This is a genomic window from Streptomyces sp. NPDC048643 (assembly GCF_040650615.1).
Taxonomy (GTDB): Bacteria; Actinomycetota; Actinomycetes; order Streptomycetales; family Streptomycetaceae; genus Streptomyces.
The window spans coordinates 50,273-62,341 of sequence record NZ_JBEZHO010000022.1; the positions used below are offsets into that span (position 1 = coordinate 50,273).

At 71.6% G+C, this 12,069-nt stretch carries 8 protein-coding genes; 5 read left to right on the forward strand and 3 right to left on the reverse strand.

The window, feature by feature from the left end; all coding sequences use genetic code 11:
* Positions 1–38: 38 nt before the first annotated feature.
* A complete protein-coding gene (locus AB0C62_RS22275) occupies positions 39–1,586 on the reverse strand; it encodes an MFS transporter (RefSeq protein ID WP_362975626.1) in 1,548 nt (515 codons plus the stop codon).
* 238 nt (positions 1,587–1,824) lie between these two features.
* Here AB0C62_RS22275 and AB0C62_RS22280 point away from each other — a divergent pair, with 238 nt between their 5' ends.
* The 3 genes from AB0C62_RS22280 to AB0C62_RS22290 all read left to right on the forward strand — a co-directional run bounded on the left by AB0C62_RS22280 (position 1,825) and on the right by AB0C62_RS22290 (position 3,941).
* Positions 1,825–2,448: a TetR/AcrR family transcriptional regulator gene (locus AB0C62_RS22280; RefSeq protein WP_362975628.1), complete on the forward strand. Its 624-nt coding sequence runs from the start codon at positions 1,825–1,827 to the stop codon at positions 2,446–2,448.
* Between the two features lie 96 nt (positions 2,449–2,544).
* On the forward strand, positions 2,545–3,246 hold the full coding sequence (locus AB0C62_RS22285) for a ribonuclease HII (protein WP_362975630.1): 702 nt from the start codon (positions 2,545–2,547) through the stop codon (positions 3,244–3,246).
* Positions 3,247–3,314: 68 nt separating this feature from the next.
* Complete coding sequence (locus AB0C62_RS22290) at positions 3,315–3,941, forward strand: hypothetical protein (protein WP_362975632.1); 627 nt, start codon at positions 3,315–3,317, stop codon at positions 3,939–3,941.
* Between the two features lie 460 nt (positions 3,942–4,401).
* Here the strand turns inward: AB0C62_RS22290 and AB0C62_RS22295 are convergent, their stop codons facing one another.
* Both AB0C62_RS22295 and AB0C62_RS22300 read right to left on the reverse strand, forming a co-directional pair.
* On the reverse strand, positions 4,402–5,034 hold the full coding sequence (locus AB0C62_RS22295) for a hypothetical protein (protein WP_362975633.1): 633 nt from the start codon (positions 5,032–5,034) through the stop codon (positions 4,402–4,404).
* 224 nt (positions 5,035–5,258) lie between these two features.
* Positions 5,259–7,463 (reverse strand): RecQ family ATP-dependent DNA helicase, encoded by a 2,205-nt coding sequence (locus AB0C62_RS22300; protein WP_362975635.1) that lies wholly within the window; start codon positions 7,461–7,463, stop codon positions 5,259–5,261.
* A 132-nt stretch (positions 7,464–7,595) separates the two neighbouring features.
* Here AB0C62_RS22300 and AB0C62_RS22305 point away from each other — a divergent pair, with 132 nt between their 5' ends.
* On the forward strand, positions 7,596–9,431 hold the full coding sequence (locus AB0C62_RS22305; RefSeq protein WP_362975637.1) for a DUF4192 domain-containing protein: 1,836 nt from the start codon (positions 7,596–7,598) through the stop codon (positions 9,429–9,431).
* 570 nt (positions 9,432–10,001) lie between these two features.
* Complete coding sequence (locus AB0C62_RS22310; protein WP_362975752.1) at positions 10,002–11,942, forward strand: glycogen debranching N-terminal domain-containing protein; 1,941 nt, start codon at positions 10,002–10,004, stop codon at positions 11,940–11,942.
* The last annotated feature ends 127 nt before the right edge of the window (positions 11,943–12,069 follow it).

A 12,069-nucleotide genomic window follows, 5' to 3' on the forward strand; every position in this document is an offset into this window, starting at 1 on the left:
CCCTCAGGACCCTGGCCCGGCCTCCGCTGTACGGTTCCTCAGCCCGCGACCGGAGCCGGCGTCCCGGAGAGGGCCTCCAGGTCGCTCTTGCGGACCCTGATCACCAGCGTGGCGACGATCAGGGCGAGAAGGCCCATCGCCACTGCCGGCACGAAGGCGGTCGAGATGCCCTGGGCCAGCACGTCGTGACTCCACGGGGAGGGCAGTTGGTGCGTCTTGGCGAACTCGGCCTTCTGCCCGGGCGACGCCTCCGCCAGGAACTTCGGGACCTGCTTCTGCGCCTCGTCACGGCTGGCCGTGCCGAAGACCGTGGTGAGGATGGAGAGGCCGAGGGAACCGCCGACCTGCTGCGTGACGTTGAGCAGACCGGAGGCCGCGCCCGCCTCGTGCTGGGCGACACCGGCGACCGCGGTCACCGTCAGCGTCACGAAGTTCAGACCCATGCCGAAGCCGAACAGCAGCATCGGGCCGAGGACACCGCCGAGGTAGGAGTCGTCGGGGCTGATGAAGGTGAGCCAGCCGAGCCCGAGGGTGACCAGGGCCGATCCCGTGATCATGAAGGGCTTGGGCCCGAGCACCGGCAGGAACCGCTGCGACAGACCCGCGCCGATGGCGATCGCCACGGTCACCGGCAGGAAGGCCACCCCGGCCGAGATCGGGCTGTACCCCAGCACGTTCTGCACGAAGAGCACGATGTAGAAGAACATGCCGAACATCGCGGCGGCGAGGCTGAGCATGATCAGATACGTGCCGGAGCGGTTGCGGTCGGCGAACATGCGCAGCGGCGTGATGGGTTCCTTGGCCCGTGTCTCGATGGACGCGAAGGCCACCAGCAGGACCACGGCCGCGGTGAACGACCCGATCGTGAGGCTGTCCTTCCAGCCGTCCTCCGCGGCGCGGATGAACCCGTACACCAGGGATGCCATGCCGGCCGTGGACGTGAGCGCACCGGCGATGTCGAAGCGTCCCGGATGGCGTTCGGACTCGTTGATGTACATCGGCGCGAGCACGGCGATCAGGATGCCGATGGGCACGTTGACGAAGAGGACCCACCGCCAGTCGAGCCACTCCGTGAGCATGCCGCCGGCGAGCAGGCCGATGGCGCCACCGCCGGCCGAGACCGTCGCGAAGACGGCGAACGCCCGGTTCCGTTCCGGGCCCTCCGGGAAGGTGGTGGTGATCAGGGCCAGCGAGGTCGGCGAGGCGATCGCACCGCCAACGCCCTGCAACGCACGCGCGGCAAGCAACTGCCACGGCTCCTGGGCGAGTCCGCCGAGCAGCGAGGCGAAGGTGAACAGCAGGATGCCGGCCATGAAGACCCGGCGCCGGCCGAGGATGTCACCGGCTCGCGCACCGAGCAGCAGCAGCCCGCCGAAGGTCAGGGTGTACGAGCTGACCACCCATGTCAGGTCGGTGGTGCTGAACTTGAGAGCGTCTTGAATGTGCGGGAGCGCGATGTTCACAATCGTCGCGTCGAGTACCACCATGAGTTGGCAGGCCGCGATGACGGTGAGCGCGATGCCGGGATGCCCCTCCCGGCGTGCCGCACCTGGTTTGGTGTCCTGAATCAACTGAGAGGTCGTCACTTTGGTTCCCCCACAAGTGCGTTAGTGAACGCTCGCGTTCACTGTCGCGTCAACGGTAGTGAGTCCCCGACAGTGAACGCAAGCGTTCACTGAAGTCCCTGCCCGAAGATGTCGACCGGATCGCCGCTCCCCGTGAACGGTCCGCCCGCAAGCCGCTCGCCCCGAACCGATGTCCCGCCGCTCGTCCCCACCCCGATGTCCGCTCCTCGCACACTCCCCGCACAACGGAGACACTCTGATGGTTACTTCGCGTTGGACGGCCGCCCCCGCTCAGGCGTCCTCCCCGCGCCGGCGCGGTGCCGTTCTCGAGCGCGCGATCCTCGAGGCCGCCCTGGAACAGCTCGGCACGGTCGGCTGGAACGGCCTCACCATGGAGGGTGTCGCCGCCCGAGCCCAGACCGGGAAGGCCGCGGTCTACCGCCGCTGGCCCTCAAAGGAGGACCTGGTCGCCGACGCGCTCCAGGCGGGCCTGCCGAACCTGACCGAGGCCCCCGACCTCGGCAGCGTCCGGGAGGACCTCCTCGAACTGTGCCGCCGGGTGCGTGAGGCGATGTTCTCGCAGCCGGGCTTCGCGCTCCGCTCGGTCCTTCACGAATGCGACGTGACCCAGGCCGAACGCTTCAACAGAGTGATCCTCGGCGGGGTCGTGGAGCCGACCATGCGTCTGCTCCGGGACGTCATCCACCGTGGGATCGCCCGCGGCGAGGTTCGACCGGACGCCGCCAACGCGTACGTCTTCGACGTCATCCCGGCGATGATGATGTACCGCTCCAAGGTGTGCGCGAGCGAATGGAGCGATCAGGATCTGCAGGGGATGATCGACCAGCTCATGGTCCCGTTGCTGCGCGGCGGCGCCGCCTGATCGCTGTCGCCCCGACCGGCATCGCCGCGGGCCGCACGGCCGCTCGGGGGGCCTGGGTGTCGCGGCGGCCTCCGGGCGGCGTAGTCTGAGGACGCCATGCCGTACGAACCACCCACCCACACCGTCGAGCGCTCCCTCCGCGCCACGACCGGAGCGAAGGTCATCGCCGGTGTCGACGAGGTGGGCCGCGGTGCCTGGGCCGGCCCCGTCACCGTGTGTGCCGCCGTCACCGGTCTGCGCCGCGCCCCCGAAGGTCTCACCGACTCCAAGCTCCTGACCGTGAAGCGCCGCACCGTGCTCGCCGTGGAGTTGGAGAAGTGGGTGACGTCGTACGCCCTCGGGCACGCCTCCCACGAGGAGATCGACCAACTGGGCATGACGGCCGCTCTGCGTCTCGCGGCCGTGCGGGCCCTGGAGACCTTGCCGGTCCGCCCCGACGCGGTCATTCTCGACGGTAAGCACGACTATCTCGGCGCCCCCTGGAAGGTCCGTACGGTGATCAAGGGCGACCAGTCCTGCATCGCTGTCGCGGCCGCGTCCGTGATCGCCAAGGTTCAGCGCGACAAAATGATGGCCGAACTGGGCATCGAACATGCAGACTTCGGTTTTGCGGCCAACGCGGGTTACCCGTCGCCGGTCCACAAGGCCGCGCTGGAGGAGCGGGGGCCCACCCCGTACCACCGGTTGTCGTGGGCGTATCTTGATGCGCTGCCCCAGTGGCGGCATCTCAAGAAAGCCCGCAGTTGGGCGGACGGAAACGTTCCGGAGATCGAGGGTCAGCTCGGCTTCGATTTCTGACGATTTTGTTCGCACTCATGTACCACCCGTCGACGCGACTCGCATCGGCGTTTGATAAGTATCAGCTCATGCCTCTCATTCCCGAGGAGCCTCAGATTCACGAGAGTGCCCAGGGTCCCCGCGTCACCCCGGCCAGCAGCCGCACCGCGCCGACCCCTCGCCCCGTACCCGGTCCCCGCCCCGTGGCTCCGCCACGTCCTGGCCGCCCGGGTCCTGTCCGGCCCATGCCGGCCCAACGCACCGTGCGCGAGCCGGTCGTGGCCACGCCGGGGCCGTCCGTCAAGGCTGCGGCGCCCGCTACCGCCGCCCCGCAGCTCCAGATCATCCCGGCCTCGGCCGAGGGCGCGCTGGACGCCGCCGAAGAAGCCGTCGACCTGCTGCTGGACTCGGGCCGCGCCCCTGGTGAGGTGCTGGTGATCACTACCGGCGACCTCCACCCGTGGGCCGCGCACGAGCTCTCCTTCGGTGAGGCCGCCTACTGGGCGCAGCACGAAGCGGGTGACGACGTCTTCTACGCCGACGCCTCCACCGCCGGCCGTGCCGCGTCCCGCCCTGTGGTCGTGGTCGCCGTCAACGGTGGTTCCGCCGAGGCTGTCGCCTCGGGCCTGCCGCTGGCTCTCGGCCGGGCCGGCGCCCTGCTGATCGTCTGCGGTGACGCGCAGCAGATCAACTCGGTCCTGGGCGCAGGCGTCTGATCGCGTTCCGGACCTCGTCCGGAACGCGACCCGCGGGATGTCGAAGGTGCCGCCGCGGTGGCACCTGCACGGCGGTCGCTTCGTCCTACCCGCAAGGCGCACTGTGCTCTGAAGGTGAGATGTGCAGGGCTGACGTGCGCCGCCAGGGGTGGCATGCGCATGCCACCCCTGTTCGGCGACCCCGGATGTTCTGTGGCGATCACCGGGCCCGTCGTGCGAGCTCCCGTGGCGTTCGGTGGGGCGTCCTGGGTTCTGTCCGTCGGTGAGGACGTGCGCGTGGCCGGGGATGCGGGCGGGTCCCCGATGGAGCCGTCGGACCGGCAGGGCCGTCGGGGCAGCGCACGGCCCGCCAGATCGGGACGAGCGCTCGAGTGGTCGCGGCAGCCCGCCTTCCCCTCCCGGGCGGGCCGACAGTGCGTCAGTGTCGGGTCAGTCGGTCGGACCCGCCTGGGCCAACGGCTCAGCGGGCGGCGGCCCGGCGCAGTACCTCCGACGCCGCCCCTCCGGTCCGGGGCAGCGGCGGCAGCGCCTCACCCGTGAAGAACTCCGGCGGAGAGTCCGTGTTGGGCCGGCGTCCACCGCGCCCCTCGCCGAGGACCTGCCAGCCGTCACGCGTGAGGGTGATGTAGGCGCCGCAGCGCAGCCCATGAAGGGTGCAGGCGTCCCGCAGCCCCCACATCCACGCCCCGTCCTCCTCGGTCCAACGCGCGTCGCCGTCCCGGCAGTACAGCAGCACGGCCGTACGCACCGGAGAACGGCGCCGCAGGTCGTGCGGGATGACCTTGCGCAACTGCGCGAGCAGCGCGTTACGGAACATCCAGCCGTCCGCGGGGGTGGAACGCCGCGTGAACGACGCGCTCGCCAGCAGTCGCTCCTCCGGATCGAGTACCGCCACGACCGCCGTCGCCGGTCTCGGCCGGTGCCGGGCGTGCAGCCCGCTGACGACCTCACGGGGATTGCGCAGCAGCGGAATTCCGGCCGAGGCCCATTCGGCGGGTTCGAGCATGCGGGCCAGTGGGTTGGTGGAAGCGGCAGACAGGTCGGGAGACGTCGACATGGATGCCGCCGAGGACGGAGCGAATCCGAAGGTCACGGTCCTCCCTTCGGCTACGCGCCCAGACTGCGGGCGGGGTCGGACTTGGGGGATGCGCACGCCGCAGCAGAGCCCTACCGGACCACGGGCGAACCGAGCGGGGAGCGGACTCCAATTCTTCCTGTCGAACTGGGTTGCGGCAACGAGCAATTGGGGCCACGGACCGTTTTCTGGCGATTGGCCGCCTATATACCTGCCCGGTGTTCAGCCCGGGGACACGCGGGTCACGCTTGCACGGCGAGGACCAGCGGCAACACTCCCTGAGCCCCGGCTCTGCGCAGCATCCGCGCGGCCACGGCGAGCGTCCAGCCCGTCTCCGTGGCGTCGTCCACCAGCAGGATCGGACCCTCGGCCTCCTTCAGGGCGGCGGCCAGCTCCGGCGACACCGACAACGCGCCGTCCAGCGCCTTCAACCGCTGAGCGCTGTTGCTCCGGGAGATGTGCGCGCCGTCGCCGACGTACTCCACGGAGCCCAGCAGCGGGAGGCGGCCGATCTCCGCGATACCCGTGCCGAGCGACCGGATCAGCTGCGGACGTGAGCGGGAGGCCACGGTCACGACGCCGACCGGGCGGGGCTGCGCGTCGGGCTGCCCGGAGGACCAGCCTCCGGGGCCCTTCGCCCAGTCGGCCAGGACGCCGACCACCGCCTTGGCAACGTCGTCCGGTACGGGACCGTCCGGTGCCTGCGGGGCGAGCAGGGGCCGCAGCCGGTTGCCCCAGCCGATGTCCGACAGGCGTCCAAGAGCGCGGCCCAGAGACGCCTGTTCGCCCGCCGGGATACGTCCCTTCAGATCGACACCGACCGCGGGCAGTCCGGTCGGCCACATCTTGCGGGGTTCGACATCGACTCCCGCGCGCCCGAGTTCTCCGTTCGCCGCGTCCAGGGCGGCGGAGGACACGGATGCCTGGAAGCGGGCGCCCGCGCAGTTGTCACAACGCCCGCACGGCGCGGCTCCCTCGTCGTCCAGCTGCCGCCGCAGGAACTCCATGCGGCAGTCGGTCGTCGAGACGTAGTCCCGCATCGCCTGCTGTTCCGCGGCGCGCTGCTTGGCGACCCAGGCGTAGCGCTCGGTGTCGTACGTCCAGGGTGTCCCCGTGGAGATCCAGCCGCCCTTGACCCGGTGCACGGCGCCGTCCACGTCGAGCACCTTGAGCATGGTCTCCAGGCGGGACCTGCGCAGATCCACCAGCGGCTCCAGAGCGGGCAGCGAGAGCGGACGCTCGGCCCGGGCCAGCACGTCCAGCGTGCGCCGCACCTGCTCCTCGGGCGGGAAGGCGATCGAGGCGAAGTACTCCCAGATCGCCTGGTCCTCCTTGCCCGGCAGGAGCAGCACCTCCGCGTGCTCCACACCGCGGCCCGCGCGTCCCACCTGCTGGTAGTAGGCGATGGGGGATGAGGGGGAGCCCAGGTGGACCACGAATCCCAGGTCGGGCTTGTCGAATCCCATACCGAGCGCCGATGTGGCGACCAGCGCCTTGACGCGGTTGGCGAGCAGGTCCTCCTCGGCCTGCTGACGGTCGGCGTTCTCCGTCTTCCCGGTGTACGACGTCACGGTGTACCCGCTCTGGCGGAGGAACGCGGTGACCTCCTCGGCAGCGGCCACCGTGAGGGTGTAGATGATGCCGGAGCCCGGCAGATCGTCGAGATGCTCCGCGAGCCAGGCCATCCGGTGCGCGGCGTCGGGCAGCCGCAGCACGTTCAGGCTCAGGCTCTCCCGGTCCAGCGGGCCGCGCAGGACCAGTGCGTCCGTGCTGCCCCCGGTGCCGAGCTGTTCGGCGACGTCGGCCGTCACGCGCGCGTTGGCCGTCGCGGTGGTCGCCAGCACCGGGACGCCGGGCGGCAGGTCGGCCAGCATGGTGCGCAGGCGGCGGTAGTCCGGCCGGAAGTCATGGCCCCAGTCGGAGATGCAGTGCGCTTCGTCGACCACCAGGAGGCCCGTGGCGGCGGCCAGCTTGGGCAACACCTGGTCGCGGAAGTCGGGGTTGTTGAGCCGCTCCGGACTCACCAGCAGGACGTCGACCTCGCTCGCCGCCACCTCGGCCTGGATGGTCTCCCATTCCTCCGTGTTGGAGGAGTTGATCGTCCGTGCGCGGATGCCGGCGCGGGCGGCCGCCTCCACCTGGTTACGCATGAGCGCGAGAAGCGGAGAGACGATCACCGTGGGTCCGGCGCCCCGCTCGCGCAGCAGCGCGGTCGCGACGAAGTACACCGCGGACTTGCCCCAGCCGGTGCGCTGCACGACCAGTGCTCTGCGCTTGTCGGCCACCAGCGCCTCGATGGCGAGCCACTGATCCTCGCGCAGGCGCGCCTCGCCCTCCCGGGCGCCGACGAGCCGGGCCAGGACGGTGTCGGCGGCTGCCCGCAGCTCTTCGCGGGCAGCGCCTGGTGCGATATCAGTGGCTGTGGGTCGCGGGTCTTCGTTGGTCATGGCTCCATGCAACCCGATGGGTCGGACAAACCGCGAACGAGACCGTCTGCCTGTGGACAACCTTGGCGTGATCATGGCCGTGGTTATCCACAGGCCGAACCGGAATCCTGTGATCCGCGAGATGGTCACCGCATGACGAATCACGACGAAGCGACCGACATGTCCGGTGACGAGAACAGCAACGCGATCGGCGCACGCCTCGCCCACGACCGTCCCACCGAAGGAGACACGGACGGATGCCGAAGCCGGCCGCGTCACCGAAAGGCCTCCGACGACTGGAGCGCCCCGCACGGCCGATCGGACGGCGAGGGCTCCGCCCTGCCCGGACGCCACGCCGGGCGCCCGGCGAACTCCGGCAGCATCGCTGGCCCTGGCGCGGAGCGCCTGGGAGGCGCGGGCCAAGCCGCCGGAGACGGTCACACGGACGGCCAGCCGGGTGCGGGTGACGCGCTCGGGTCGGCTGACGCTGCGATCGCGAGCAGGCCGATTCCCGACGAGTCGACGGGCCCGGGCGGGCCGGTGCTCGCCCACGATGCCGGCGGAGAACACGAGGTCACGCATCAGGTGACCCTGCGGACCCCGGCAGAACTGGCCGACGCGCTGCCCTATCTCCTGGGGTACCGCCCAGAGGACAGCATCGTGCTGGTCGCGCTGCACGACCGGGAGCGGCGGGGCCGGTTCGGTGGCCGGGCCCGCCTGGGCATCCCGGCGCACGCGGAGGACTGGCCGTCCGTCTCCGACCAGTTGGCACAAGGCCTGATCAAAGGGAGCGAGCGCCGTGGAGCCAGGCCCGAAAGCATGGTCGCCTACCTCTGCCAGGAACCCGGAGCCGGTGAGTCGGGGCGCGACGTCATGGAACGGCTTCGCCCGCTCGCACAGCTGCTGCGCACGGCTTGCGGGCGTCTCGACGTTCCGGTGATCGAAGCGTTGTGCATCTCCGACGGCCGCTTCTGGTCGTACACCTGCCCCGGCCAAGGGTGCTGTCCGCTGGAAGGCTCGTCGATGGGGCTTCCCGGCACGTCCGTCCTGGCCGCGGCCGCGACCTACGCGGGCCTTCAGGTGCGCGGTTCCCTGCGGGAATTGACGGCCAGGCTCACCCCCTGGGAGACCACCGCCGCGCCGGGCCAGGAGGTGGCCCTCGACACCGCCAGCATGGCTCTCGTGCCGAGGATCCTGGAAGACGCCGGCCGCGCCGAGGTGGCCGAGGAAGCCCTGACACTGGCCCGGCGGATCAGGGACCGACTGGCGGCCGCGCCCTCCGTGCCCGGGATGCGTCCGGCCGACCTGCGTGACGACGGACTCCTGGAGGACGAGGAGGCCGCGACACTGATCCTCGCTCTCCAGGACCGCACGACTCGCGACCGCGCCGCGGAGTGGATGGAGGGCGACGAAGCGGGACCGGCGCTGCGTCTGTGGCGAGCCTTGGCCCGCCGCTGTGTCGGCCCCTATCGCGAGCATGCCGCCGCACCGCTCACGCTCGCCGGATGGGTCGCCTGGTCCACCGGCGACGAACTGGAGGCTCGAGAGGCTCTCGCGATGGCCCTCGGCTCCGACCCCGACTACCTGTTCGCCCGTCTCCTTCACCAGGCGTGCAACGAAGGACTGGACCCGGAGTCCATCCGCCGCTGCCTGCGCGCGGAACGGACCGGTCGTGGCCCGGTGCAGGAGGTCCGGTCACTCGATTCCGGTGCGCCCTTTTCCCCTGGAGGCCGGGCAGCGGAGTCCCACGGGCCCGGCGCACCGACCGCGCTGCCCGCGTCTCGGCGTCGTCGGCGGACCCGTACGAGCGTGAACAGCGGTGGCCGTCCAACGCGACGCGGCCCGGGGACGGCAGGTGGGCAGGGGAGCCGACCGGTCAGTGAGGCCTCCCGGCCCGGGGACCGTACGGGACGAGAGGGGGAGAGGGCGGGCGGCCACCTGCACACGTCCGGTGACGATGGCGGGTGGGGCGCGGGGGAGGACGGGTGAGCTGGGCACCCGCGCAGTGGGGGCGTGCGCGCGTGCGGGAGCGCACCGGGGCCGTCCTCCCGCGCGGCCGGACCCGTCTGGGAGATCGTCGGAACGGTGAGAGCAGCTCGGGGGTGAAGATGCCTCGTGCTCGCCCGGGGGAGGCGACGGCCGTACGAGCCATGAGGGTCGGCGAGGGTGCCGCTCGGCACCCCGGCCGCCGCCATTCGGTCGGCATGGCAGGGCGAGAGCGTGACCCCGGGCGGGACTGCCCCGTTCACCTGAGTGGCGGAGTCCGGGGCCGGGTTGCGCCGCAGCAACACCCCCGACTCCACGGAGCCACCCACCAGGCGCCGAACGCGCTCCAGGCGCACCGAGCGCGGAGGAAGCCATCCGATGCCCATGACCAGTCCGTCCTCTGCCCACGACGACGCACACCCGTCCGCGACCGACACCGCACCACCCGCCAGACGCAGGGTCGACCCGGTGGCCCCCCGAGCGGGCCGGGACACCGGAGCGTCCTCCCTTCCAGGAGGGCGCGGCCCCACCGTTCCGCAGGCAGCTCTTGGAGCACCTGGCCGGACGGGGGAGCTGCCGCCCGCCCACACCGCCCTGATCTGTGTCGCGCTTCCCGGGCTGGCGATCTCCACAGAAGAGGGACAGCTGAACGGCCGCGGACTGGAGGGTTTCTATCGGGCGGGGCGCCGCCTGCTGTCGCGCTGCCGGTTGAGTGTCGCCGGCCGGGAGCCGCTCCCTGTGCAGGCACGCATGGTCGCGGCCGACGTGGCTCGGTTCGTGGGCACCTTGCGTGTGGCTCCCGACGTGGGGCCCGACCCGGACGTGGTCGTCGAGCGGACACGCCATGCGGACGGAACCGAGCGGATCACCCTGCGGAGTTCGTCCCCGCGCACGCTGCGCCTGCCCGTGGAGATCGCGCTCGGGACGGATCTCGCGGAACTGGGTTCCATCGCGTCCGGCCGCCCAGTGCCCGAGCTGGCGGCCAGCGTCCATGCCGCCGGACTGCGTTGGTCTTCTCCCACGGGGCACGCTGCGGTGACCGCCGACCCGCCGCCCACCGACGCGCTGGCCTCCGCGGGTCTGCTGCGATGGGAAGTCGAACTGCCACCCGGCGGTACCTGGAGTGCGGAGCTGCGGGTCCGCCTGGACGGCGCGGGACCGATCAGGGCTGTCGGCCGGGGCGCGGCGAGCCCGTTCGCCCCGGCGCGGGCAGCGAGCGACAGGCTCGGCGCGGAAGCCCTCCTGCGGACGTCCGTCGAGGATCTCCAGGCGTTGCTGCTGCGCGATCCCCGGCACCCGACCGACATCCACCTCGCGGCGGGCGCGCCGTGGCGGTGCGGGCTGGCACCGGCCGACGCCCTGGTGGCCGCCCGGATGACGTTGCCCCTCGGGACGCGTCTCGCCGTCGGCACACTGCGAACCCTGGCCCGCACCCAGCTCGCCGGACCGGGACCGCGTTCCGGGCTGATCCCGGGACCGCTCCGGGACGCTGGACCACACCTGCCGCCCGGCTGCACAGCGACCGAGGCAACGCTCCTCTTCCCGGTGCTCCTCGCCGAGGCCCGGCGATGGGGACTCCCAGAACAGGAGGTGGAGGAACTGCTCCCCGCGGCCGAGCGCTGCCTCGAATGGCTGCGGACCACGGTCGGCGACGGCACGTATCTCTCCGACGCTCAGCCGACCGGGCCGCTTCGCTGCGAGACACAGGCCCACGCGCACCGCGCGGCGTTGCTCGGTGCCGATCTGCTCGACGCGTACGGCCGGACGGGGGGTCTGGGACTGCGGCAGTGGGCTCAAGAGGTGCGGACGGCTTTCCGCGACGACTTCTGGGCCGATGACCTGGGCGGAGGCAGACCGGCCGCCGCCCGAGCACCGGACGGGCGCCTGGCGACCCAGCTCGCCTCCAGTGCTGCCCATCTCCTCGACACCGGTCTGCTCGGCTCGGGTGAGTCGGCTCCCGGCCTCCTCGACAAGGTCCGCACCGAGCAGCTTGCGCGGCTGCTCGGAAGCCCGGCCATGGACTCCGGCTGGGGGCTGCGCAGCCTGGGGGCGAAGGAAACGGCGTACAACCCGTTCGGTCACCGCGCGGGGGCCGTGCGCGTTCAGGAGACGGCTGTGGCGGTCGCCGGGCTGGCCGCCGCGGGTTACGAGAAGGAGGCGGCCTCGCTGCTGTCCGGAGCCCTTGCGGCTGCCCGGTCCTTCGGCCACCGCCTCCCGGACATGTACGCCGGAGAGCAGCGCACGGAGGGCGGCACCCCGCTGCCGCACCCAGCCGCCTCACGGCCGGCCGCCGTCTCGGCGGCGGCCGGGGTGCTGCTGCTCAGCACCCTGGCCGGGATCCGCCCCGATGCGCCGGCCGGGACGGTGACTCTGCGTCCGTTGCGCGCTGCGCCTCTGGGCGAGATCGGGCTCACCGGCCTGCGGGTCTCGGGAGCCCCCTTCTCCGTGCGCGTCAGCAGGCTGGGGCTCGCCATGGTCGAGGAGGCGGGTGACGGGCTGCAGTTGGGACTGTGACGCTCTGGAACGCGCACTGCGGCAGGGGCCCCTCGACGGCCGGGGTGTGTTACCGGACAGAAGTCGATCAACCATGGTCGGAGCTGACGAACGAGATGTTTATCGTCAGGCAGACGACTATGATCGC